39 protein-coding genes and 1 tRNA gene are annotated in these 23286 nt (G+C 40.1%); 23 read left to right on the forward strand and 17 right to left on the reverse strand.

The features are described 5' to 3' along the window. Both B4F08_RS14700 and B4F08_RS14705 read left to right on the forward strand, forming a co-directional pair. The coding region (locus tag B4F08_RS14700; RefSeq protein ID WP_291375036.1) for an Lrp/AsnC ligand binding domain-containing protein at window positions 1-247 on the forward strand (247 nt) is incomplete at its 5' end. 6 nt (window positions 248-253) lie between these two features. Next, entirely contained in the window at window positions 254-727 is a 474-nt protein-coding gene (locus tag B4F08_RS14705) for a GrpB family protein (protein ID WP_395579315.1), read from the forward strand. Window positions 728-778: 51 nt separating this feature from the next. On the opposite strand, the gene B4F08_RS14710 is transcribed toward B4F08_RS14705, so the two are convergent. From B4F08_RS14710 to B4F08_RS14720, 3 genes are all read right to left on the reverse strand, one after another. Further along, the gene (locus tag B4F08_RS14710) at window positions 779-1528 is read right to left on the reverse strand and encodes a YebC/PmpR family DNA-binding transcriptional regulator (protein WP_086209318.1); all 750 of its coding nucleotides are present in this window, start codon (window positions 1526-1528) and stop codon (window positions 779-781) included. A gap of 261 nt (window positions 1529-1789) precedes the next feature. After that, window positions 1790-2362 (reverse strand): 1-acyl-sn-glycerol-3-phosphate acyltransferase, encoded by a 573-nt coding sequence (locus tag B4F08_RS14715; protein ID WP_086209592.1) that lies wholly within the window; start codon window positions 2360-2362, stop codon window positions 1790-1792. A 1007-nt stretch (window positions 2363-3369) separates the two neighbouring features. Beyond that, window positions 3370-3446, reverse strand: a tRNA-Ile gene (locus B4F08_RS14720). Window positions 3447-3606: 160 nt separating this feature from the next. On the opposite strand from B4F08_RS14720, the gene B4F08_RS14725 reads away from it, so the two are divergent. Continuing rightward, the gene (locus tag B4F08_RS14725; protein ID WP_086209316.1) at window positions 3607-4875 is read left to right on the forward strand and encodes an integrase family protein; all 1269 of its coding nucleotides are present in this window, start codon (window positions 3607-3609) and stop codon (window positions 4873-4875) included. A gap of 11 nt (window positions 4876-4886) precedes the next feature. On the opposite strand, the gene B4F08_RS14730 is transcribed toward B4F08_RS14725, so the two are convergent. The 14 genes from B4F08_RS14730 to B4F08_RS14795 form a co-directional block, all read right to left on the reverse strand. Further along, the gene (locus B4F08_RS14730; protein WP_086209315.1) at window positions 4887-5150 is read right to left on the reverse strand and encodes a DNA-binding protein; all 264 of its coding nucleotides are present in this window, start codon (window positions 5148-5150) and stop codon (window positions 4887-4889) included. Continuing rightward, the gene (locus B4F08_RS14735; RefSeq protein ID WP_291375040.1) at window positions 5150-5359 is read right to left on the reverse strand and encodes a hypothetical protein; all 210 of its coding nucleotides are present in this window, start codon (window positions 5357-5359) and stop codon (window positions 5150-5152) included. The genes B4F08_RS14730 and B4F08_RS14735 overlap by 1 nt, the downstream gene beginning before the upstream one ends. Next, window positions 5352-5834, reverse strand: coding sequence for a class I SAM-dependent methyltransferase (locus B4F08_RS14740; protein WP_291375041.1), 483 nt, complete (start codon window positions 5832-5834; stop codon window positions 5352-5354). Before B4F08_RS14740 ends, B4F08_RS14735 begins: the two co-directional genes overlap by 8 nt. Next, complete coding sequence (locus B4F08_RS14745) at window positions 5831-6502, reverse strand: hypothetical protein (protein ID WP_291375043.1); 672 nt, start codon at window positions 6500-6502, stop codon at window positions 5831-5833. The genes B4F08_RS14740 and B4F08_RS14745 overlap by 4 nt, the downstream gene beginning before the upstream one ends. Then, window positions 6499-6858, reverse strand: coding sequence for a hypothetical protein (locus B4F08_RS14750; RefSeq protein WP_291375044.1), 360 nt, complete (start codon window positions 6856-6858; stop codon window positions 6499-6501). Before B4F08_RS14750 ends, B4F08_RS14745 begins: the two co-directional genes overlap by 4 nt. Beyond that, the gene (locus B4F08_RS14755) at window positions 6851-7366 is read right to left on the reverse strand and encodes a hypothetical protein (protein ID WP_291375046.1); all 516 of its coding nucleotides are present in this window, start codon (window positions 7364-7366) and stop codon (window positions 6851-6853) included. The genes B4F08_RS14750 and B4F08_RS14755 overlap by 8 nt, the downstream gene beginning before the upstream one ends. Next, window positions 7359-7745 (reverse strand): hypothetical protein, encoded by a 387-nt coding sequence (locus B4F08_RS14760; protein ID WP_291375047.1) that lies wholly within the window; start codon window positions 7743-7745, stop codon window positions 7359-7361. Before B4F08_RS14760 ends, B4F08_RS14755 begins: the two co-directional genes overlap by 8 nt. Before the next feature lie 79 nt (window positions 7746-7824). Then, the gene (locus B4F08_RS14765; protein ID WP_291375048.1) at window positions 7825-8022 is read right to left on the reverse strand and encodes a hypothetical protein; all 198 of its coding nucleotides are present in this window, start codon (window positions 8020-8022) and stop codon (window positions 7825-7827) included. Beyond that, a complete protein-coding gene (locus B4F08_RS14770) occupies window positions 8022-8255 on the reverse strand; it encodes a hypothetical protein (RefSeq protein WP_291375049.1) in 234 nt (77 codons plus the stop codon). The genes B4F08_RS14765 and B4F08_RS14770 overlap by 1 nt, the downstream gene beginning before the upstream one ends. Continuing rightward, window positions 8252-8929 (reverse strand): 3'-5' exonuclease, encoded by a 678-nt coding sequence (locus B4F08_RS14775; RefSeq protein WP_291375051.1) that lies wholly within the window; start codon window positions 8927-8929, stop codon window positions 8252-8254. Before B4F08_RS14775 ends, B4F08_RS14770 begins: the two co-directional genes overlap by 4 nt. After that, on the reverse strand, window positions 8926-10053 hold the full coding sequence (locus B4F08_RS14780; RefSeq protein ID WP_291375053.1) for an ATP-binding protein: 1128 nt from the start codon (window positions 10051-10053) through the stop codon (window positions 8926-8928). Before B4F08_RS14780 ends, B4F08_RS14775 begins: the two co-directional genes overlap by 4 nt. Before the next feature lie 12 nt (window positions 10054-10065). Further along, the gene (locus B4F08_RS14785; protein ID WP_291375054.1) at window positions 10066-10371 is read right to left on the reverse strand and encodes a hypothetical protein; all 306 of its coding nucleotides are present in this window, start codon (window positions 10369-10371) and stop codon (window positions 10066-10068) included. Then, complete coding sequence (locus B4F08_RS14790) at window positions 10371-10799, reverse strand: hypothetical protein (protein WP_291375056.1); 429 nt, start codon at window positions 10797-10799, stop codon at window positions 10371-10373. Before B4F08_RS14790 ends, B4F08_RS14785 begins: the two co-directional genes overlap by 1 nt. Window positions 10800-11002: 203 nt before the next feature. Then, window positions 11003-11668 (reverse strand): S24 family peptidase, encoded by a 666-nt coding sequence (locus B4F08_RS14795; protein ID WP_291375057.1) that lies wholly within the window; start codon window positions 11666-11668, stop codon window positions 11003-11005. 108 nt (window positions 11669-11776) lie between these two features. On the opposite strand from B4F08_RS14795, the gene B4F08_RS14800 reads away from it, so the two are divergent. The 20 genes from B4F08_RS14800 (at window position 11777) to terL (ending at window position 23284) form a co-directional block, all read left to right on the forward strand. Next, window positions 11777-11980 (forward strand): helix-turn-helix domain-containing protein, encoded by a 204-nt coding sequence (locus B4F08_RS14800; protein ID WP_291375059.1) that lies wholly within the window; start codon window positions 11777-11779, stop codon window positions 11978-11980. Window positions 11981-11989: 9 nt separating this feature from the next. Beyond that, complete coding sequence (locus B4F08_RS14805) at window positions 11990-12346, forward strand: hypothetical protein (RefSeq protein ID WP_291375061.1); 357 nt, start codon at window positions 11990-11992, stop codon at window positions 12344-12346. A gap of 55 nt (window positions 12347-12401) precedes the next feature. Continuing rightward, window positions 12402-12698, forward strand: a complete 297-nt coding sequence (locus B4F08_RS14810; protein WP_414632483.1) for a hypothetical protein — start codon at window positions 12402-12404, stop codon at window positions 12696-12698. Next, the gene (locus tag B4F08_RS14815; RefSeq protein ID WP_291375062.1) at window positions 12695-13003 is read left to right on the forward strand and encodes a hypothetical protein; all 309 of its coding nucleotides are present in this window, start codon (window positions 12695-12697) and stop codon (window positions 13001-13003) included. Before B4F08_RS14810 ends, B4F08_RS14815 begins: the two co-directional genes overlap by 4 nt. Beyond that, window positions 13000-13923 (forward strand): hypothetical protein, encoded by a 924-nt coding sequence (locus tag B4F08_RS14820; RefSeq protein ID WP_349680404.1) that lies wholly within the window; start codon window positions 13000-13002, stop codon window positions 13921-13923. The genes B4F08_RS14815 and B4F08_RS14820 overlap by 4 nt, the downstream gene beginning before the upstream one ends. Continuing rightward, window positions 13920-14675 carry an ATP-binding protein gene (locus tag B4F08_RS14825; RefSeq protein ID WP_291375064.1) on the forward strand — a complete coding sequence of 252 codons (756 nt, stop codon included), beginning with the start codon at window positions 13920-13922 and terminating at the stop codon, window positions 14673-14675. The genes B4F08_RS14820 and B4F08_RS14825 overlap by 4 nt, the downstream gene beginning before the upstream one ends. After that, a complete protein-coding gene (locus B4F08_RS14830) occupies window positions 14672-15148 on the forward strand; it encodes a DNA N-6-adenine-methyltransferase (protein WP_291375065.1) in 477 nt (158 codons plus the stop codon). The genes B4F08_RS14825 and B4F08_RS14830 overlap by 4 nt, the downstream gene beginning before the upstream one ends. Further along, on the forward strand, window positions 15145-16026 hold the full coding sequence (locus B4F08_RS14835) for an MmcB family DNA repair protein (RefSeq protein WP_291375066.1): 882 nt from the start codon (window positions 15145-15147) through the stop codon (window positions 16024-16026). The genes B4F08_RS14830 and B4F08_RS14835 overlap by 4 nt, the downstream gene beginning before the upstream one ends. Beyond that, a complete protein-coding gene (locus tag B4F08_RS14840; RefSeq protein WP_291375068.1) occupies window positions 16023-16286 on the forward strand; it encodes a helix-turn-helix domain-containing protein in 264 nt (87 codons plus the stop codon). The genes B4F08_RS14835 and B4F08_RS14840 overlap by 4 nt, the downstream gene beginning before the upstream one ends. Continuing rightward, window positions 16283-16636, forward strand: a complete 354-nt coding sequence (locus tag B4F08_RS14845; RefSeq protein ID WP_291375069.1) for a hypothetical protein — start codon at window positions 16283-16285, stop codon at window positions 16634-16636. The genes B4F08_RS14840 and B4F08_RS14845 overlap by 4 nt, the downstream gene beginning before the upstream one ends. Continuing rightward, on the forward strand, window positions 16623-16958 hold the full coding sequence (locus tag B4F08_RS14850; protein WP_291375071.1) for a hypothetical protein: 336 nt from the start codon (window positions 16623-16625) through the stop codon (window positions 16956-16958). Before B4F08_RS14845 ends, B4F08_RS14850 begins: the two co-directional genes overlap by 14 nt. Then, window positions 16955-17137: a hypothetical protein gene (locus B4F08_RS14855; RefSeq protein WP_291375073.1), complete on the forward strand. Its 183-nt coding sequence runs from the start codon at window positions 16955-16957 to the stop codon at window positions 17135-17137. The genes B4F08_RS14850 and B4F08_RS14855 overlap by 4 nt, the downstream gene beginning before the upstream one ends. Next, entirely contained in the window at window positions 17134-17337 is a 204-nt protein-coding gene (locus B4F08_RS14860; RefSeq protein WP_291375075.1) for a hypothetical protein, read from the forward strand. The genes B4F08_RS14855 and B4F08_RS14860 overlap by 4 nt, the downstream gene beginning before the upstream one ends. Next, window positions 17337-17750: a DUF559 domain-containing protein gene (locus B4F08_RS14865; RefSeq protein WP_291375077.1), complete on the forward strand. Its 414-nt coding sequence runs from the start codon at window positions 17337-17339 to the stop codon at window positions 17748-17750. Before B4F08_RS14860 ends, B4F08_RS14865 begins: the two co-directional genes overlap by 1 nt. Continuing rightward, complete coding sequence (locus B4F08_RS14870) at window positions 17747-18301, forward strand: hypothetical protein (RefSeq protein WP_291375079.1); 555 nt, start codon at window positions 17747-17749, stop codon at window positions 18299-18301. Before B4F08_RS14865 ends, B4F08_RS14870 begins: the two co-directional genes overlap by 4 nt. Window positions 18302-19351: 1050 nt before the next feature. Further along, window positions 19352-19693, forward strand: a complete 342-nt coding sequence (locus tag B4F08_RS14875) for a hypothetical protein (RefSeq protein ID WP_004693401.1) — start codon at window positions 19352-19354, stop codon at window positions 19691-19693. Between the two features lie 350 nt (window positions 19694-20043). After that, entirely contained in the window at window positions 20044-20490 is a 447-nt protein-coding gene (locus tag B4F08_RS14880; RefSeq protein ID WP_291375083.1) for a hypothetical protein, read from the forward strand. Next, on the forward strand, window positions 20441-21082 hold the full coding sequence (locus B4F08_RS14885; RefSeq protein ID WP_291375085.1) for a putative metallopeptidase: 642 nt from the start codon (window positions 20441-20443) through the stop codon (window positions 21080-21082). The genes B4F08_RS14880 and B4F08_RS14885 overlap by 50 nt, the downstream gene beginning before the upstream one ends. Before the next feature lie 338 nt (window positions 21083-21420). After that, window positions 21421-21885, forward strand: a complete 465-nt coding sequence (locus B4F08_RS14890) for a DUF2280 domain-containing protein (RefSeq protein WP_291375087.1) — start codon at window positions 21421-21423, stop codon at window positions 21883-21885. Further along, window positions 21875-23284: a phage terminase large subunit gene (gene terL, locus B4F08_RS14895; RefSeq protein WP_291375089.1), complete on the forward strand. Its 1410-nt coding sequence runs from the start codon at window positions 21875-21877 to the stop codon at window positions 23282-23284. The genes B4F08_RS14890 and terL overlap by 11 nt, the downstream gene beginning before the upstream one ends. The last annotated feature ends 2 nt before the right edge of the window (window positions 23285-23286 follow it).

Raw genomic sequence — 23286 nt, forward strand, 5'->3', positions numbered from 1 at the left:
TGATACCGACACTTTTTCCAAGTTCTTGGAAGAGTTGGAAAGCATTCCTGAAGTGACCAATGCCTTTTTAGTGACAGGGCAGTCAGCAGATTTTATTGTTGAAGTTGTGGCAAGAGATATGGAAAATTACAGTGATATTTTACTCAAACGCATTGGTAAAATTGAGCATGTGGTGGCACTTCATTCAAGCTTTGTGATTAAAGAATATAATGTATTTAACTGTAGCGGTTTGTTGAGTAAGGTTTAGCGTATGCTGAGGTTCTATGCAGCTACTGAGTATCAAGCATCTTGCCATCAAAAATTTGTATACTATCAGCGACAACTTTTAGCTCTCATACCCAAAGCACAGATTGAACATATTGGTTCATCTGCCATTCCTTATGCAGTTTCTAAAGGTGATTTGGATATTTATGTGGCTGTTGATGCTGTAGATTTTGACTCAGCCATCGTTAGTATTTCCAGTTTAGGTTTTGTTGAAAAGCTTGATACTTTAAGAACGCATGAACTATGTATGTTAGAGTCGCTACAGCAGGATGATGTTGCTATTCAATTGGTTGTGAAAAACTCTCAGTGGCAAAGTTTTTTGATCTTTCGTGATCGCTTGTTGAAAAATCAGAATTTAGTCATGGCTTATAATCAATTAAAACACGACAGCCAGCATTTAAGCATGGATAAATATCGTTGCAAAAAAGCAAAATTTATTGAAAGTGTATTAAATCAGACATAAAAAATGCGCTCCCAAAGTTATGTTTGAGCGCGCATTTTGATCAAGCAAAGATTAGGCGTCTAATTCTGCCAACACCGCATCAGAGAACTCAACGTTGGTATAAACGTTTTGTACATCATCTAAATCTTCCAGCATATCAATCATTTTCATGATCTTTTTCGCTTGGTCGATATCAGAAATTTCAGCTTTTGTTGAAGGACTCATGACCACTTCAGCATTATCAGATTTTAAGCCAGCAGCAGTTAAAGCATCTTGCACATCACCAAAAGATTCAGGTGTAGTAATGACCAAGATTTCATCTTCATCCACTTCGATATCTTCAGCACCTGCTTCAAGGGCTACGTCCATGATTTGATCTTCTAAAGACACATCTTCAAAAGTGATCTCACCACGCTTTGTGAATAAGAAAGCAACTGAACCATTTGTACCTAAGTTACCATCTGTTTTTGAGAAACAGTGACGCACATCCGGTACCGTACGGTTTAAGTTGTCAGTCATGGTTTCTACAATAACTGCAACACCACCAACGCCATAACCTTCGTAAGTAATTTCTTTTAAATCGTCGTTATCTTCACCACCAACACCACGTTGGATTGCACGGTTAATGACGTCACGTGTCATATTCACAGAAAGTGCTTTTTCTACAACCGCACGGAGACGTGGGTTGCTTGCAGCATCACCACCGCCAAGCTTTGCAGCAGTTGTTAATTCACGAATAAATTTGGTAAAAAGTTTACCACGGCTAGCATCTTGTTTTGCTTTACGATGCTTAATATTGGCCCACTTGGAATGACCCGCCATGCGAAATATGCTCCTTGTAGATTGGCTTTGTGCCTATCAAATTGTGCAAATTCTACCATAAGCACTTTTTTATGCGAAAGTAGGTGTTTTTCTGAAATGAGTCAGATTAAACAAAAAATAAATAAAATTGTTTGAAATAAAGCCAGTTATTTCAAATTTAGATTGTGAAGCAATTCATTTCAAAAATGAGCCCTTAGAAAGAATTAATTTAGACCTAAAAGAGAGGGGCTATTCACATTCTTTTAGGTCATTTAGATGAGCTTATTTGGGATCATTTCTAGGTTCGGGAATTTCAATATCTAAACCAACATGTTCTTTATAAAGTGCTTTAATGAGGGCCAAATCATGATCTAACTCTGTGGGATAGATTTTTCCAAAAATACCCCCTTGTTTGGTTTGCGAATTCGCATACATGAGTACAATAGGGACATTTGCGGCTTTTGCAATATGCCAGAAGCCTGTCCGAATCGGTTTACGTGCTTCGCCTGTTTTTGCACGGGTTGCTTCTGGTGCAATCACCAAGTTGAATTTTTCATGTTGAGAAAAGTGTTCAACCATTTGCGACACGATGTCTTTATTTGACTTACGGTCAACTGCAATACCACCAATCGCCTCGAGTAGTGGCTTGATTGGCCCCTTGAATAATTCTTTTTTAATCAGGGTATGGATTTTCATATCGTAGATTTGAAAAATGGCCAGTGATAAAACAGCATCGAGCATAGAGGTATGCTCAAATCCAATGATGACTTGCTTATCTTCTAAAACATTTGGTTCCACATGGTATTTCCAGCCTGCGAGCTTAAATGCAGACTCGCCAATCAGTTTCTTTAACATGAGCATAAATATACAAGTGTTTTTTAAAGTGGCTAATGTCTGCTTGTTTGGCGTTTGAGTCAAGCCCTAACTTAATTCTGATCAGACATTAGAGGTCAGATTTTTCCATTAGTAGGCTAAATAATTATGATTAAAAGGTATGCAATAAGTCTTTATAGATATTTATTAATAGAAAATAAGTATAATTTTTTTAAAAATACTACTATTCATAATCGAAATGAAAGATTAGACTTTGGTCTAAGAAAAGAGTGTGAACTTTCATACTTTAACTTTGGTGTAACAAAGTTCAGGATTGTTAAAATGACTTATCTTTCGACTTTTTTATGGGCATTTGTCCTTTTCGGTTTGGTTGTTCTGTGGTCGGTTGTTGAATTTTTCATTGAGTCTCGTAAGAAAAAGGAAATCAGTATTTAGTGGTAATAATGTATAAATGCACTGATTTTTGATGCTAGCTATAACTAGCTTGATTGACTTAAAAATTTAATTTTCAATCATCTATAATCGTTAATAGCTCTTATTCTAAATGAGATACTTTGTTAGAGCATCATGTTTGGATGCTTAAAATTTATACTTACTAGTCATATATAGCGTGTTGGTTGTTATGTTCACAGTTATTCAATGCTTAACTTAGCCATATTTTTGTGAGTAGTGAGGCTAAGTGATTACAGTATAGGTTTCTGTAGGAGGGTATAGAAACAATGGGGCACGATCAGTCATGATGGCTTGACTCATATCATTTGAATCTATAGCTGCAAGTTTAGGCAAAGAATTTGTTACAGTTATCATAAAAAATGCCTGAAAATAAGATTTGACAGGAAAATCTAAAGCAAAGATAAATTAGGTCGTGATTCTGAGAATGATGAAGATTAGAAAGGATTGCTTAAATGAAAATTTCGAATCTTTTTTTAAATAAGCAGAAACGACTAATACTTGAATTCAAAATGTTTATATAAAAATAGCCAATAAAAAACCACCTAGGATTAATGCACCTAAGTGGTTGTTTTATATGGTGGGCCCAGACAGACTTGAACTGTCGACCAACGGATTATGAGTCCGCTGCTCTAACCAACTGAGCTATAGGCCCTATATGTGTCGAAGTAATTATTTATCAATTACTTGCGATGTGTCCAATACTATCCAATATTTTGACTTGAAGCAAGCATTTTTACCAAGTAGACGCATAGTAGACTGTAAAAATTATTGTGCTATATTGTTTGATATTGCGACAGATAGCGATTCTATATATGTCATCCAAAAGAGTAAAGCTAACAAAGTCATTTATTGATCAATTAGAGCTGACACCAGCCATCTATAGAGATTCTGAATTGATTGGCTTTGCTGTGCGCGTAAACAATAGCTATAAGACGTATATTGTTGAAAAAAAAGTACTGGGTAAATCAGTTCGGTCTACTTTGGGTCTACACGGAAACATTACACTTGTTCAAGCAAGAGAGTTGGCACGCGCCAAACTGCTTGAAATGTCACAGGGCATAAATCCAAATAATGAAAAGCGAAAGAAAATAGCAGAGGAGGATGTTAAGAATAGCATCTCAAAGTCCAAACCAACTGTAAAAATCGCTTTTGAAAATTATATCGGACTCAAAGAATTAAAACCGCGCACATTAAAAGACTATTACACAGTTCTTAATAAACACTTATCTGATTGGCATGACTCTAAATTAGACGAAGTTTCCCGAAAGATGATTCAGGATAAACATGCTGCATTGAGCAAAAGTAGTAAAGCACAAGCCAATTTGGCAATGCGTGTCTTTTCTGCAGTATACAACTTCTCAGTTGAACATTATCTCGGTGAAGATGATCAGCCAATTTTAATACCGTATAACCCCACCAAAACTTTAAGTGCAAAAAAAGTTTGGAATAAAATTAAACGTCGAAAAACATACATCAATGATGACCAGTTACCCAACTGGATTAATGCGATTGTGAATTTCAATGAAAGAGGGCAGCAGACGGATACAAACCGTGATTTTATGCTGACTTTAATTCTAACTGGCTTCCGTCGGGAAGAATGTGAATCACTACCATGGTCTAGCATAGATTTAAAGTACGGAACTATTACATCAACAGATCCTAAAAATGGCGAAGTTCACACACTACCAATGGGTGATTTCCTATTTGAGTTAATGAAACGACGTAAGCGGATGATAAAAAGCGAATGGGTTTTTCCGTCTGCCAAATCTAAGTCTGGCCATATAGTAAATTTGTCAAAAGTTCGCGACCGGGTAAATAAAATTTGTGCTGTTAAATTCACATTCCACGATCTTCGACGCACCTTTGGTTCAATCGCGGAAGGCTTAGACTATGGACATTACACAATTAAACGGCTCTTAAATCACAAAAAATCTGATGACGATGGGGATGTGACTTCTGGCTACATTCAAGTAAGTGATAAAAGATTGCGTGAAGCAATGAATGAAATTGAAGATACAGTATTGAAAGAGCATAAAGCAGTTTTAATTACAAAAATGCAAGAAGAAATAAAGCCCACATAAGTGGGCTTTTCTTAAGCTGTATGAAGCATGCGATGATTATCTACATAATCCATAACATCCTTTTTCTTATACAAAACGGTTTTTGAAGTAGGTTTTGAGAAAGGAATACCACCACCTTCACAGCGTTTTTTTTGCAACCACGGGATGGAAAAACCACAAGACAATGCCACGGCTTCAGGAGTAAATAAGCCATCGTCAGGTGAATTTCGAAAGTCTTCAACTAAAGCTTTTTTTTCATCAGCTGACAACTTATCCAATTTTGTTAAACGCGCCATCAAGTCACCTCCTTCTTTATATCAATTAACTCAAACGGCAATTTTGTGTCTAAGCCTGTGTGCTCGTCTTTAAATCCAAAATCCACAAGGATGTGATAAAGGGCAGAGGCTTGCTCCGCCGTGAATGTTTTGGTTGTGCCTGACTGGCCTATGACGAGTGGTGCAAATTCTTCAGCAAGTTCCTGGGCGATGTGTTGGAGGTTAGTCATAAGCTAGCTCCATTTTCATAAAACCAATCCAGTGTGTATTCGCACGTTTGCCACTTGGATGACCGAACCAAGGTTTTTGGTCGGTCAATGCAAGAACTTCGCGGACCTTAATTTGAGTTTCATTCCACTTAAAAATTAACATGCCGTTTGGTTTGAGTACCCGAAAGCATTCAGCAAAACCTAAGGCTAGATCACTTCGCCAATCTTGGCCAAGCTTTCCATATTTCAAAGCAAGCCAACTTTTATCGCCAGCATGAACCAAGTGAGGTGGGTCGAAAACTACAGCATGGAAGGTTTCATCTTCAAATGGCATTGCACGAAAATCCATTTCTATATCAGGTGACACCTCAAGAGAGCGACCATCACATAAAATGTGCTTTTCAGTTCGAATATCTCCGAATACGACATTTGGATTTGTACGATCGAAATGCATCATGCGTGAGCCACAACATGGATCAAGTATTTTTGCTGTCATGCTACCACCTCATTTAATTTCTTAAATTCGACAACCCACACCCATGGGTTTTTATTCCAGGCATTTTCACCGTAAATTTGTTCCCATGTATGACGAAAGTTGGTTTTAGCACCAATGGCATAGCCCATTTCAATTGCTGAAGGATGGGTTGAATAATCAAAACCTTCAGCTTTTGCATCTTCATCAGAAATGCTTTGTAATCGCTCAACACGAATACCAGTGATTTCAAGCAAGATACGAGATGCCCAACGTGGCATGTGAATTGATGGAGTCCACTTTTCACCATCACGACAATCATGAGAAGCTTTAAATAAAGGCGTGCCATTTCTTGGGCATCCACATGGAAAATCAGCATGAGGACATTCATCTGAATCATATAAGCGGAAAGTTTCACGCACCCAAAGGCAGTCACCTACATTAAATTCACTAAACGGGGTTTTGTAAGTTGCACTAGCTAACCAACCGCTAGCGCACTTTTTAAATCCTTTTGGATTGTTGTAGCACCGAAGAATTGCATTTTGTGCATCTGTATCCGTGGTTATTACTCCACTTCGAAAATACTCAACTGCATCTGGCTGTCTACGCATAACTCGACGAGTCTGAGTCTTATAACCTTCCAAAATTGCAGTGACCATTGGAGCACTAAATAGAATAGGACGCTCTTTCATGGCACCTCTCCCAAACTTTGCTGGACAGAATGCGGTAAACGCTCCTTAGCCCACCATAAAACAGCATAGTCCGAATGCTCAGTATCAAAAGCTGCCATTAAAAAATGTTCTGCTGATGGTGGAGTAGGTGCGAAGCCTTTCCATTCACCATCTGCATTAGGATCAATTTCCCCAAGATCAACAGACGTGTCGATTAAAATATCAATATTGCCGTTTGCTTGAAGCTGCTCCCATTCTTCAGGCGTGTAGCCGCGTTCTTCGTCACAGGTTGCCATTGGATCAATGGAATTAAAATCAGGATGAAACCACCAACAAAGGTCTTCAGGTAGATCGGCGCGCTTTAATTGTTTAATCATGGCTTGGCTCCTGTGCTTCGATCATTACCTTAAAAAGTTGATCATTCGGCTTGTCAAAGTATCGTTTACCTAAAACCCCAATTAGAATCTTTTCATTTCGAGTTCGCACCTCTTGGCGCACATCACTTAGCATTATTTCTTCTTCTGGATAGTCTTCACTCTCATCATCATATTGTTTGTAATCTTGATGAAGCTCATCAAATGCCATAGCAGTACAACATTCTTGGCAATAGCGATTTGTTAGCAATTGACCATCTACAGCACTTGAAATAACTCTCGAATATTTATTTGGCTCACAAATAGATAAGCAATCAGAACACAATTGTTTTGTTTGTCGTGTCTTAACGATTTTATCTGTTAAGTTATTACCATCACCAATGTCACCCTCAAATGGGTCACTTGATAAAACCCATTCCTTCCAGTTTTCATCGCCAACTACAATATTTTCACCATCATAGATAAATTCATTTATTTGAATTTCTATCAAGCCAGTTTCAAGTTTACTCATGACTTTGCTCCTGTGCTTCATCACCAAGAATGATTGAACCCTCCTCTGGTAGGTCGTAGTACCAGCAGTAATAGCCAGATCCACTGTGTCCATCTTTTATAAACTCAATGGACATTTCAGTTTCTAATTGGAATTCAAGATCTCCATCTTGACCTTTAGTTTCTGAAAACAAATCAGGCGCTCCAAACTCAAGAGCCTCTTTGAGTTGCTTACAGGAAAGGATTGTGCCTTTCGTAGATTTCGCTTCAGCCAACTCAGAAAACATATGTTCAACGATTTCAGTGAAAGAGCGTCCTTCCATGTTGTGGTCTGCACCAAATTTACAAAGCTTATGAATAGTGCTTAAGCCATGAATTTCGATTGTTTCTGGATTACTCATTATTATCCTCCTGAGCAAACATCTGCGCAAAATCCTGATTTATGGTTGAAATTGCGCAAATTATTGCTCGAAATCTTTATTAAGCTACTTCTTTAGTAGCGCTTTTAAATTGCTGTTTTTGCACTGGAAGCAAGGTTATTTGACCTTGAGTTAAATCCTCCACAAGCTTTGTGAAATAACCAATTGCATTGCCAAGAGTTGTTTCGTCAGCTTGAGCAGGTCGACGAATTAGAGTGTCAATAGCTTCAAGTAGAATTCGTTTCTCATGCACTTCCATCACACCACCTCATTAAATGGATCATGTTTTTTAAATTCTTCAAATAATTTGGCAGCTGGCCTGTTTAATCGACCGTTCTCCAAAATCATAACGCCACGTGGAAAGTTTCGATTGTTGACCTCGTGGTAAAAGGAGATAACACCAGCGCGAGCCACACCCTTATATCCAAGCTTAGCCAACCAAATTAGAAAGGCTTCGCTCATGAGTGGATGAACTAGAGTTGCTTTTTTCATAGATCCACCAGTGCTTTACGCAGGTAGGGGTCTAAATCATCTTGACGCAGCAACCAAGTCACATAACTTTGATCAAGATCTTTAATCGCCGTACCTTTATGTTTCCCAAAAGTTATGTACTTCGGTATACGGGCACTTTCCGACATGATGAAAAGTGAATTCATGTCTTTAATGCCTAGCTGCTCTACTAATGTTTTTAGAATTACACCTGTGAAATAGATGTCTGCTTTAGCGTTGTGGGCGTGTCGAAGGTGTTTTCGTGCCAGCTCCAAATCATCCATAACGTGGTAGTACATAGCGCCTAATGTGTGGGGCAGGTCGGGCCATACCATGCGACATAAAGCCAATGTGCAAATTCCTTTGACCGTGAAGTCAGGCTGGCATTTCTGAATAGCTTTAATGTCATAATCAATATTGTGGCCAATCAGGTATTGAACACCTTGAGGCATCTTGAATGTGTCAAAGCTTGGCTTTTCAGCAATATCAGTTTCAAGAATGTGGTGCGTTGCTAAAGCACCTAGAGCGATAGGCTCAGGGCATGAAAAGTACTCATCAAATACTTCCCCTTGGTTGATTACCAACACCCCTTGCTCAAAAGAGCAAGGTGCGTAAGCAATCTCAATTGGGTAGCCATTTAAGTCATGAGTTTCTGTGTCTAGGATTAATGCGCTCATTGACTGATTCCTGATTTTGCCAACAGTTCAAGTTCTTTCATTACTTTTTGGATTTGGGTTGAATCAATTTCCATAAGAGAATCTATACCCAAGTGCTCACAAGCTGTTTTTACATCCAATCCACACTGGTCTATAAATTCCTGCAATTCATCCCGTTGAGCTTCTGATATCCCATTAAATTCAGGAGGTTCTATCCATGTATCGCGCGGTATATCGAATGTGCAGCCAAGTACTTTCGCTCGAGCAAGCATCGCTTGACGCATGTTTTGGTAATAAGTGTGTTCTTTGTCCAACTTTAGGGTTTCGGTCAGGTGATTTAAGTCACTTACATAAACAGCTTCTTCGCAACTTTGTTTCCAGTTATCTAAATCCTCAAGTGCTTTATTTAATGCGATTTGAGCAGGGGTAAGCGTGTTGATATGAGCCTTCGCATCTGCAATTAAGTCTGCAAGAAAAGTAGGGTGTGATTTGAGATCAGGTACCCAAACTTCACCAGTTTCACCTCCTAGAGCTCCTGAGTTTTTCGCATGGTGTGTTGGGGATGGCTTAAAGTTAATAACTCTCGCATTTTTACCTTCACCAGTAGTTACAGTGGTCAAATAACCCATGATGTCTGCAATACGGTAAAGTTCATTACGGTTCTTACCACCAAGCTCAGGACGGTAGATGATCTGATCACCGCTTTGGTCTTCTGAGGCATGGGCAATAAAGACAACATCTTTACCAAAACTCAAAAGCGTATTGATGTACTGCTTAAACTTCATGTTTGCTAAGCCTTGGGCTTTTAACTTGAGTGCACCATCTTGCTGACGGTTATTCGCTGTTTTAAGCAAGTGTGTCTTGATGGATTCAAGCATTGCGCCCACGGTATCAATAACAACCGTATTGAAAGGTGCTAAGTCTTGTTCAGTAATGTTTTCAATATCTGACCACTGCTGAACTGGAACAACAGCTCCGCGACGAAGTTCACCAGTACGGTGTGCACCGCGGTCAAAGTCAAACGAAATTGCTTTATCTGCGGTAAAACCTAGAGATGTTTTACCAAGCCCCGGATCTGCATAGATGTAAGTAATAATCGCGCTTACGTTTAATGCTTGGTCTGCTGGAATAATAGGTATAGCCATGATGAATACTCCTTATGCCCAGAACAGTGAGCCTTTAGCTCGTTTATAAGATTTTGGATAAGAACGTGTAAGTGACTTCTGAAGACGAATAGCCATGGTTCTATCACGCTGGAAAGTGCGTTCACGTTCAAAGTTTTCGCGGATCCAAGGTTTAGCTGCATGAACCTCAAGCGTGATTAACTGCTCGGTACCATTCTTATTGACCACATAGATATGGCGACCTTTTTCAAAGTAGGTTGAATGGCCCAAACGCATACGAATGTTGCCTTCGTCATCTTGGCTTATGAACTCAGAAAACTTTTGAGTAGAAGTAGTCATTAGCCTGCCTCCACTAAACGATGTTTTTCGATATAACCTTTGATGAGGGCATTGAAGTTCTGATGGTCGATGTGGTTTGTGAAGTCGTTGTATGGATTGCCTAAGGCATCTGAAACGGTCACTTCATCAAGGCTGGTTACGTCTACAGCGGTGAATTCACTACCTGGTACGCCGTAGCTGTCAGGATATGCTTCAACTTCAAAACGTGCAGTCACTCGGAAACCATCTAAACGAATAATCGCTTCGCCGTGGTTTTCACCAGTCATACGTAATGCAAGGAGTTGATATTCAGATGGAGCTACGTTAGCAACTACAGGTTGTGCAGCCTGTGGTGCAGTTTTAAACCCACAGCTAAGCACGCTTATTGTTACAGCAGCTACACCAAGTGATATCTTGATGCTATTGAAAGGGGTTAAGGTTTTGTTCATAATTGATCTCGCAAAGTTTGCAAAAGCCCTGATCCCGTCGAAAGTGTCAGGGCTTTTTGTTGTTTACGAGATTTAGTTTAAACAATTAAACTTTCATGTCAACAATAAAGTTTGACTAATTAAACAAAATGTTCTTTTTATTGTTTGATGTATAAAACTGGCAATAAAAAAACCCGCCAAAGCGGGTCAGAATAAATATGAAATTAAGACAGACTAAATTTTCTTGCTGGCTTGAACGAGCCAACATACTTTCCAACCAAAATACAGTCTTCATTTAAGGGTATTACTTGTTCTGCCCAGCTAGGATTAAGGGGTTTTAAATAATAACCATCTGGCTCTGATATGAGTGCTTTAAAAGTTGCGGTGTTATTACATTTAACAACCACCATTTCCCCAGTTTGTATGTCTTCCAGTTGATAATCGGGATCAATACAAATTTTCTCACCTTCCTCAAAGTAAGGCGCATTACTCAAACCACGCACCTCCAGATAAAAGCTTTTCTTTCCTGCGCCAGGTACTAGAGGTAATTTTTCACATTCTGCTAAGTTATTTATTGAATCCATGTCGGTAAAGCTCCCAGCTTGTACCCACGATATTACAGGTGCGTAAGTCACTGTTACAACTTGGTTTAATTCAACATTATTATCAAAGCGACTATTAATGTCGCCCTGACCTGTCAGGATCCAAGCTGCATCAACTTTTAATTCATTGGATAACTTTACAAGACGATCACCACTAGGGATTGATCCGCCTGACAACCACAGGGAAATGGTTCCCTTACTTGCTACTTTCTTATTTATTAGATCTACCTGCTTAATTTTAAGCTCTTTCATGCGCTTATCTATTCGATCCGCTACAGATTCGATCATGACTTTTGTCCCTGTTGTTGATGTTTAGAATATTAAACATTTCGTTTGACAGAGTCTTAAACTTTATTGTTTAATACATTAAACATTAATGAGATAAGGTTTAATATTATGGGTGTTTATCAATTCACAGTTGATGACCTACGAACCCGATATGGATGCAAATCTGATACTGAGTTGGCAGGGTTGCTGGGCTGCACAAAAGGAACAGTTTCTTTATGGCGTAGCAATGGGGTGCCAGATGGTTATCAGCGTTTTTTAAATGTCGAGACCCAAACACCCATGAGTCGTAAAAAACCACCAACTACCCATTAAGGACCACTTATGAGCAAAGTATCGTCTGAACTATCTGCAAGAGCTAGAAATACCAGAGCCTTAGTAATGCAAGGCCTTGCATCAAAAAATAACGGTGAGATTGCTGAAAATCTAGGGATTGATGCAAGCACATTATCAAGAATGAAAAATGACAAGAAAAGCAATGGGTTGAGTGAGATTGAAAATGCTTGCGCTCTATTGGATGTTCTTGGATTGAAAGTAATCCCAGAAAACTATGAGTGTTATGACCGTCAATTTGTTGAATCCATTTTCTTTCTAGCACGCCTATCAATGGCTCGAGCTTCTGACATTAATGATTATCAACACAGTGATTTATCGCAACGATTATCAGAACTCGGATATTAAAAAACCACTTTCAGCAGCAACTGAAAGTGGTCGTGATTCATTAATTTGGAAACCAATGAATATGAGAACAAATTTACCACAACAAGCAATCCAAGACAATTCAAATAACGATTTCTTACAAGGGGATACGGTGGTGCTAATCGCTCCAGTGACTCTAGTGAATCGTACTTTTGATACGGATGATTTGCTTTCCGTTGAATACATAACTTCGCTGGATGGAGTTGGTATTACAGCGAATGGTGTGATCGTTATCGTTGTAGATCCAACGGAAATCCGTCACGCATCAACCTTAGAACTAAAACTAAAACGCCGTCTTACTAAAGCTGAACAAGCCTTAGCGGAGGTTCCATGATTACCAACAAGGCTATTCAAAAGAAGCCTGAGCATAAACAAGTTCAGTGGACACAATCATGGTACGAGCCAGCATTGCGCTCGTTGGGTCGATTGCTAGATGTGCGTAAAGCAAACCTACGCAAGATCAATCGTGACGAAAAGAATGCAGCGGTTCTTCGAGATGAGCTCATTGAAACTCTGGTGAATGAGCACCGAATTTCGGTGTATCAAGCTGGTGAAATTGTAGCGAGCTTGCGCAGAGCTAATAAGATTTTAATGCACGGCAGTTTTATTTATGAAATGCCAGAGGGGGACACTGCATGAGTTTATTCAGCACTGGCCATGATGTCGTGGATCAGGTTGGTAGCGTTCACCTTGAAGGCAATATCTTGCCGACCAGTTGGTTTAGCACGTTTGTTTTAGAGAGTGGAAAACCTGATTTAAACGCGATCGTTGTGCTTTCAGAAATCGTTTATTGGCATCGACCAACAGTGGTGCGAGATGAATATTCTGGCCAAGTTGTGCGCGTAAAAAAGAAGTTTAAGTCTGATCTTTTGCAGCGTTCTTACCAAAGTTTTTCTGATCAATATGGCTTCTCAAAGCAGCAAGTCAAAGAGGCTTTTGATCGTCTTGAGAAGTGTGGAGTGCTCAAACGTCATTTTCGCACAATCGAGGCTAACAATCAGAAATATAACAATGTTTTGTTTATTGAGCTGATTACCCCTGTGCTTTTTGAAATGACCACCCTCCCACTTTCAAAAGGGGGAGGCTCCCCATTTGAAAAGGTAGACCCTCCCCATTTCAAAAAGGGGACAAATACAGAGACTACTACAGAGATTACTACAGATATAAACACACAACAGGAATCGCCTAAAAATTCAGCTCAGGATGATTCATGGAAACCTGATCAAAATTTCCTAAGCACAATTTTACTTCAAACCAAATTCAGTCATCGGGTAAACGAAATTTTAACCATGCCTGATTTCCAGTTTCACTTGGGTAGTTTTAATGCGCACTGGGAAAACAAAATCCATCTCACTGAAAACCAAAAAACGAGAAAGTTCGCAGCTTGGTTGGTGCAGGAATTTGAGAAACAAGTGACCAAGGCTGAGCGTGAGGCAAAAAAACAAACACGTAAGAAATCTTCTGAAAAACCAAACAACCGCAATGTGAACGATCCTTGGGGTGAGGTTCAGAACTATGAGCCAGCAACAGGTGATGTGGATACGAGGGGGCTCCTATGAACGCAATCGCACCGCTTAATTTTGATATTCAGCAATCGACAGAGTTCTGCCAGTTGCACCAGGAACAAATGGTTTCTTACCGTGGTAAATCGTTCTGCAAGCAATGCTCAACGGAAGCGCTTAACAAAGCTCAAGCGGAACACCACAACGCCGTGAATGCGATGGTTCGTGAAAAACATTTCCAAGGCGCAAAACTTCCAACCCGCCATGCAAACAACGGGTTCAAAGAATACTTGGTGGCTAACAGTGGTCAGCAAAATGCAAAAACTCAATGCGTCACGTTTGTGAAAGATTTTATCAAGGGGATCAAGCGCAACCTAATCATGATTGGTCGCACTGGTACAGGGAAAACACACTTAGCTTGCGCCGTGGCTCGAAACATTCTTGAGACCCAAAAATATGCCCGCTATGTGACTTCTGAAGACATGGCTAATGAAATAGCGAATGCATGGACCAAGGCTGATGACAGTGAGGTAAACGCTGTTTATCGCTTCACTGAATACGATCTATTGATTCTTGATGAATATGGATTGCATGACCGCCATGAAAACCGTCTCCAGCTGGTGCACAAAGTTTTGTACTCACGTTATGACGAGGGTAAATCAACAATGCTCATTTCAAACATGACGCTTGCTGAATTACAGAAGGATTTAGGTGATCGTCTCTGGTCTCGTTTTCAACACGATGGCCTGACATTGATTGAGTGCAATTGGGCTGATCAACGCATGCAAGGCGTAGGGGGTGGGGTGTGAACTCAATGGCGAAATTGGGGTTGTTTGGAAATGCTGAAGGTCGTACCGATGTTTGGGCTACACCTCAAGATTTATTTAATAAATTAAATACAGTTTTTAAGTTTGATTTGGATGTATGTGCGCTTCCTGAGAATGCGAAATGTCACCGCTACTTCACACCTGAAATTGATGGGTTGGCGCAAGATTGGAATGGCACATGTTGGATGAACCCTCCTTATGGACGTGAAATCTCAATGTGGATTGAGAAAGCTGTGAGTACAGCTAATGCAGGACATACAGTAGTTGCACTACTTCCTGCTAGAACGGATGTGGGCTGGTGGCAAGAACATTGTATTCACCGTGAAATTCATTACATCAAAGGCAGATTGAAATTTGGTGGCTGTAAACATAATGCGCCATTTGGATGTGCTGTTGTAGTTTTTCGCCCAAGTCTTGGTGATGTGAAGTGGGAAAGCGCAGGGGGTGGGGTGTGAAAGAAGCAATCAAATGGGGTCACGATCAGCTTGCAGAGGATCTAGCAAAACATCTAGGTCAAAATTCAGATCGAATTATTTGGACAGATATGCAGCTTGGACCATCAGGATCGCCTAGACCAGATGTGTACTCTATCCCTAAGTCTTATACAAATTTCAAGCCATTGGCTTATGAGTGCAAAGTTTCGGTTTCTGACTTTAGATCAGACATCACAAAGGGTAAGTGGCAAAGTTATTTGCGTTTTGCATCGGGTGTCATTTTTGCTGTGCCAAAGGGATTGATTAGCAAAGACGATGTGCCAAAAGGTTGTGGGTTGATTGTGCGTAGCGAAAATGGATGGCGCATGGTGAAGGGTCCAACTTTACAACCTATAGCGAATGACTTACCGAAAGACTTCTGGATAAAGCTTGTAATTGATGGTGTGGACAGATCGAAAGGACACACGCGCATAAACTCGATTAATGAGTACAAGATCCGACAAAAAATTGCAAAAAAATATGGGGAAGATCTCGCTATGGCTTTGGCGCGAAAAGATCAAGCTCAACAAGCCTTAGATTATCGAACAGAAGAGCTTCGTAAAGCTATAGGTGATTTGGATGTTGTAAAGCATGCAGCTCGTCAACGAGAGTTGATTTCAGTCGAGAAGCTTGAAGTTGAAACAATGTTCAACGATTTGTGTGAGTTTTTAAACCTCCCTACAAGTTCAACCTCATGGGAGGTAAGAAGTGAACTAAAAAGACTAAAACAAAGCCTCTCCAAAGATGGTCAGATTAGCCAGACACAAAGTGCAGTGGCTAATGCAATCAGATCATTAGAAAGCCAATTGAAAGAATTAAAAACTCTTTCTCAAAGGGTTGGTAGTGAGGTAGTCGCATGAGCAGCTCACAACAAAAATTTAATTCAAAAAAATTCGCCACAGCATTTGATTGCTACGTACAGATCATAAGTTTTGCTGTGAAAAACAATCGACGTATTTGGTCTAAGGAAATTGCAAGTTTAGCTGGGGTTCATATTCGCTCAGCGCAGCGGTATCTACACCAATTAGAGGATCAAGGATACCTAGAGGGTGATGGCGAATATCCAATTGGATACTTACCAACCGATAAGGCTAAGAACATATTTGGGGTGAAATCATGAATTTAACAATCGAAAGAATGCGTGAAATTGTGGCGGGTATTCCAGAGGGTGCTTTGTACTGGTGGCCTCATCGGAATTGCTATGCGAAAGATACGAAAAGTTATGGCTTTTCTGATTCATTTATTGGTTATGAGGAAAGAACAACCACTCCAATTTTTATCAATGAAAAATGGGAGGTGTATAGAAGTACGGGTTTTCCAAATCTTGTAAGCCTTGATACTTATCGCAAAGCCATCGCTGACCATGACCGCACGGACGATGTATCCGACATTAGAAATCATATTGCACCAACAACAATAGTTACTGACCTTCATGTAAATGAAGCTCTGAAATTAAATGGATTGGGGTGATGGGATGAACGAATTCAGAGATTTAGCAGAAAAAACGGTTATTGAGCTTTTCAATATAGTGAAAGAGAAGGTTGCTGAGATCCATTCACTTAAAGCCCAACTCAACAACATGGAGCAGTGTTATATCCAGCTCAAGCAAGAACATAATGAGTTGATTGAGCATGACACTCGAGTTGATCGCAAGCAGAAAGCTGCGGAAAAAGTTGCTAAAAAATATAAGAGAAAAGTTTCATTGATTGCTGATCTTTTACGTGATTCCACTGATCAAGATATGACATTGAAAGCCATTAAAACAGTAATCGATAGGGTGGGTGAAGAATGAAAGCAGGCGACCGCGTAAAAGTAGATTTTATTGGTGAATCCGCAACGATTTATTCAGGCAAGCGCTTCACTGGATACGGTGTATTAGATCGAGTTGAAGATGGTCGGGTATTTGGGCGTTTAGATGATGGAACGCCGTTCATGTGTTTATGTACTGATGTGGAGGTGGTTGAGGGATGAGTAATAAAGACTTTCTACTTTGTCTGCTGCTTAGTGCATTTGTGTTTTTCGCAATCAAGTTTTTCTGGAAGTGGGTAAACGGCGGTTTTAATAATGGCGCTGTTTGGGAGTGGATGAATCGAGGCTTTAGTTTTGGACTGGGATTTTGCTCTGCATTGGTTGTAGTGATTTTAGTGATCAAGTTGATTTCGGGTGACTGATGACTAGCAGCTACTCCATTGCTGAATACAAAAAGATGATCGGTACGAATAAACCTAAAAGAGGATCTAAGCGCCCAAAGGTAAAAAGTGAAAAAGTACAGAGTGAGGGTGAGGTGATATTGGCCACAGCACTGAGAGCTTTAAAGATTGAGTTTGAGCAGGAGTTTAAGTTTCACCCTACACGTAAATGGCGAGCTGATTTTCATTTGAAGGGCAAAAAGATCTTGGTCGAAGTGGAAGGTGGGATCTGGAGTAATGGCAGGCATACAAGGGGAAAGGGTTATTTAGGAGATTTAGAGAAATACAACGCAGCAACAATGATGGGTTACCAGGTAATACGGTTTAGCACCGAGCAAGTGAAAAGCGGCAAAGCGATTGAGCAAATAGAGAAGATGGTAGGGGATTTGGGATGAATGCAGTTATGGCAGATAAATTTGAACAATTTGAATGGTTGACTCATGGCATTACTGCAAAGTCACCAAACTTTGAGCCACAAGCACATGGCACTGGGGAGAAACCTTTGAATTACGAAGATCGTTTAGGTGCCATTGCTACAATGGATACCCAGCTGGCGAAGTCAGTTACTTCATTAATTGTCTTTGATGGTAAGTGTGAAAGCGATTATGAATACGTACGTATGCACCTGGTAAATATCATGCTTCAAAACGCCGTGGCAGATAAGAAGCGAGAGCCTGAACAAATTACCATGAATCACTTGGCTTACTTGATTGCGCGTATGGTAATTGATTTCTCTTTAGATCCCCAGCTTGAGGCCAATTTTACCCCGCAAGGTCGATTGTATTATGCGGGTATAAGTTCAATTCAGATGCTAGCCGAGAATTACCGCAAAACATGGAAATCATATGAGGGCTTAATGTCATTGGCTATGGAGTCGGCAATTGATGAGGCATCAAAGGCGGTTGAAAAGTACAAGAAAAATACTTACAAAGAATTAAAGGCATAGTGATTCCATTATTTCGGAATCTAAGATATAGTTTCACTATACTGGTCGTATTACGGTTTACCCGAGACCAATACTTTAAAAGCTCATCACATGATGGGCTTTTTGTTGCCTTGAGAAATGTTCCGTGAAAGCAATATCAAGGCACCCAATGGCGGCTTAACTTTATTCGTAGTGGTTTAAATTTTAATGCCGCCACCCAGATATTTACTTACATCAAAGCTCGATCAAGTGGTCGGGCTTTTTTGTTGCCTTAAATATGGCAATCATATCCTGCGAGTGTGCCAGCTTGCAGAACATGCCTTGAGTAAACGCCTAGATGGTTTAGGCAATACCAGCTAGGGCTTGGCAACCCGACCTTAAAGAGAATGAAAGCAAGTGAAGTTGACCGTGCATGTAAGGTTGATGTGATTGTGAGTAGCGGTAGATCAGTTGCCGAGCTGATTAATATCGAACTATAGGCAAGGGTGTGGCAGATTACCACATCCTTTTTTTATTGCCCTGAGAAATATTAGTGTAATCACACCAAGTTAAAATGCTTGATTAGCCAGGAGTAAAATCATGCTTAGATTACTGATGTGCTTATTCGGCCTGCATGGTGCGACTGAGATCGATTACACGATTGATGACGAAGAAATCAAGGTGTGTCGTGATTGCTTGAAAGAAATTAAGTGATATTTAAGAAATTGAGTGATTTATTCATCATAGTGAAACAATGGGATTATATTCTGTGAAAAATAAAGATGAATTAAAGAATTAGTAATAAAGCGCAAATTTAACCCGCTTACTTTGGGAGAGGTAAGCGGGTTTTTTATTGAGCAATTTACATTTCCTTTTAGCCGAACGGATTACGGCACATAAAACCCCGCTCAATATGCATTATTGGCGGGTTTTTTCTTATTACTAAAATATACATAACCTATAGCTTCATTATATGGGATGTAGGTCATTAGATATAAACTGAAGCTTAGAAAATATTTGTTAAAATATTGTGCTTGTTTAAATATTTTAATGTGTTATCAATCTACCTTTACATTATATATCGAGATTTTTATGAAAATCGCGGTCATTGGTGGGGTAGCTGCAGGTAAGGTTAGGGAAATTTTAGCTGTAGGGGGAGTTGCTGACGAAATAGAGTGGCAATGTGAATACGAAAAACCAGTTGCACCAATAATATTTAGCGCTGGGTTTCAGAAAGTTATTGCCAAGCCTGGAGTGGCTGAAATAGAAAAATATAGACTTAAGATTCTAGAAAGAAATGAAGAGTTAAGGCTTTTTTATGTTCTCGAATCTATGGAAGAAGATTTAATTAACACTCAGTTAGATGAATATTGGTGCAAATCAGATATCTTGGGGCATAAGAGGAAATTTGAATCTTCAGATGTTCTGGCTTAACTCGTAATGAGTTGCTGGTGATTGATAGCATCATGATTAAGTTGAAAGATCGGGTTAAGAATATAAGAATGACCCTATACAATTAATTAACTAATACTTCATTTTTGTATAATTTCTTACATATCTATCACTGTAAATTGTGAGAAATGTATTCTTTTAGTGTTGAAAATATTTCTAGTTGTGAGAGTATAAAAAAAGAACAATAAAGGGAGATAAGTATGACTTCACAAGATGTGCTTGTAATCTCGGTTTCGGCTTTAGTCCTTACATTAACCATTTATGAGTTTGGGCAAATGTCGATGTTGTTTTAAGCAAACCACCTTCGGGTGGTTTTTTAATGGGCGCAATTTATGAACGCAGACGATTACTTCTGGAAAACCAAAAAGCGCCCACCTAAAACCAAGCCACGCTCTAAACCTTTACCAAAAGCAAAAGAAAAATACCTAGAGGCTGAAGAAGCGCTATTCCAAGAATTAGAAGAACACCTGATTGGCTATGAGCGTAAGTTTCAATTTGAATCCACTAAAAATTGGCGATTCGATTTTTATATTGTGAAGTTGAGACTTCTGATTGAAATAGCGGGTAGTCCTTGGGCCGTCGGGCGTGGTGGTTGTAAAGTGGCAAACGAATTTAATAAGTATGATCTGGCTGAAGATATGGGTTACAAGATTGAGCGTTTTGAGCCACATGCGATTGAGTCGGGTTATGCGATTAACTGGATTCTAAATGAATTAAAGAGATTAAAAGATGGAACGGATCAGACCATTCCCACCGACGGATCTAATAGATCAAGCTGAGGAAGAAGAAGCAATTCGCCTTGCGCCCGCCGTGGAATTAAAAGAATGGGTGATTAAAAACTACCTAACCCTTGGTGGCCAGCTCCACAATCCAGATCATGACCATATCTCTGAGCTACTACACGATGATGAAACCTTTTTAGCATTTGCTTGGGCATCATCTGCATGTATGGCTAAAAAGCGCATGGTATTGGGCCAATGTGAAAAAGTGATGTTTAACCAAGGTGGATGGAAGAAAGCCCGGCAAGAACAGCAGATGCGGGATTGGTTTGGTTGTGTACCTGTTTATCTCATTACCATCGATGCATCATTCTGTGAGCAAGCTTCAGATCATGATTTCTGTGCATTGATCGAGCATGAGCTTTATCACATTGGTGTAGAACGTGATCAAGACGACGAGATTATTTATAGCGACAATACTGGCTTACCAAAGCATTACTTGGTAGGCCATGACGTTGAAGAGTTCTACGGTGTGGTCAAACGTTGGGGTGCAAGCGACAGCGTTAAGCGCTTAGTCGAAATCACCAAGAATGCGCCGTTTGTATCTGATTTTAATGTGTCTGCGTGTTGTGGGAACTGTGTGATTAATTAATAAGCAAAAAGGATCATATTTTAGCTTTCTAATTATTTTCTACTCTTATAGATTTAAGAAAAGGAGAAAGCTATGGCTACCTACAAACAGATTCAAGAATTTTTAAAAAATAAGCACAACCGAGCATTTAAATCTTGCTGGATTGCACATGTTAAGAGTGATTACGGATTAACGAAAAGACAATCACCTAATCGGTATGATCCCAATAAAAGGGTTCACCCGTGTCCTGATGAATTCAGAGAAAATGTTGAGGACGCACTCAAACATTTCAAAATGACCCCCTGATTGGGGATTTTTTTTGGCTATCTTGTTGGACGTAGCATGACAAAGAGGTGATTATGGCGGCACTTAAAGAGCCTGTAAAAATCTTTATAGTACAGTCTCTTGCATGCTTTGATACCCCTCAACAAGTAGCTGATGCTGTCCAACAAAGATTTGGCATCGAAATTGATCGAAGGCAGTGTGAGGGATACGACCCAACAAAGTTCTCAGGACGTAATCTAAGCAAGAAATTAAAAGACTTGTTCACTCGCACACGCAAAGACTTCCGAGCAAATATCGAAGACATTGCGATAGCTAACAAGGCATTTCGCCTTAAAGAGCTTCAAGGTATGTATGATGATTCAGGGAAAAACAAAAGGCTTAAACAGAATTTACTGAAACAAGCCTTCCAAGAGACAGATGGCCGTGTAACAAAGCAAGAGATCACGGGCAAAGATGGCAAGCCAATCGAGACTGTAAATTCTAATATTTCGACTGAGAGATACCTTGAAGCGAGGGAGCAGGTTTTAGATGATTACTGACCCAGCACGCGAACTTGCGATTCGTATTGAGGCTCAAGAGGATTTGTATTTCTTTTCTAGATACATGTTCAAAGAACGTCGTAAGTACAAGTGGATGCACAACTGGCACCATAGAGTTGTCTGTGATGCTTTGATGCGAGTTTTCCGTGGAGAGACTAAGCGTTTAATTATTAACGTTCCGCCGCGATATTCTAAGACAGAGCTAGCTGTAATCAACTTCATGGCTTGGTGCTTTGGCAAGGTGCCTGATTGTGAGTTTATTCATATCAGCTACTCAGCAACCTTAGCGGCTAATAACGCATTCCAGACGCGAAACCTAGTTCAAGAAACTGCCTTTAAGCGTGTATTTCCTGAGTTTAAGCTAAGGGATGACAGTAAAGCTAAAGATGATTGGCGCACTCAAGCGGGCGGTGTCTGCTACGCACAGGGTACAGGCGGTACGATCACGGGTTTTGGTGCTGGTAAGATCCGAAAGGAATTTGGTGGGGCTATCATCATTGATGACCCACACAAAGCCAGCGAAGCAAGCTCAGACACGATTCGTGGCAATGTGATTGAATGGTTTCAAAACACTTTGGAATCTCGAACAAACTCACCTGATACGCCCATTATTGTCATTATGCAGCGCTTGCATGAGCAAGACCTTGCAGGTTGGCTCTTAGATGGAGGTAATGGGGAAGAGTGGGAACACTTATGCTTACCTGCAATTCAGCCTGATGGCTCAGCACTCTGGCCAGAAAAACATAGTATTGAACGATTAAGAGTCATGGAAGATGCAGCGCCGTATGTCTTCTCTGGTCAGTATCGACAATTACCATCACCACCTGCGGGTGGTTTTTTTAAGCCTGACAGAATTGAAATTGTGGATGCACTACCTGCGGAATTTATCAAAGAAGTTCGTGCTTGGGACTTAGCTGCCTCTGAAAACGAAGGTGACTGGACTGCGGGTCCAAGAATGCTGAAGACCAAGGAAAACATGATTTACATCGTCGATATGGTTCGCGGGCGCTGGGGACCTGATGGGGTAGAAAATACGATTAAGCAAACAGCTCAAATGGATGGCAAATCTGTTTCGATTCGATTACCCCAAGATCCTGGTCAAGCGGGTAAATCTCAAGCTAAAAACTTCATCACGATGCTTTCAGGTTTCAATGTTAAAGCTGAGACAGTATCAGGAGACAAGATTACCCGGGCACAGCCATTTGCAGCACAGGTCAACATCGGCAATGTGAAGATGCTCCGAGGTGATTGGAATAAAGCACTCATTGAGGAACTACGAAACTTTCCAAATGGTACGCATGATGACCAAGTGGATGGATGTAGTGATGGCTTCACGGAGCTTAATGAAGCTCGAATCGGTAAGAAACCAGCTGGTGCTGGAAGTCGTACATATCAATAGGA

Origin of the sequence: Acinetobacter sp. UBA6720, assembly GCF_002454215.1 — a bacterium.
GTDB lineage: Bacteria > Pseudomonadota > Gammaproteobacteria > Pseudomonadales > Moraxellaceae > Acinetobacter.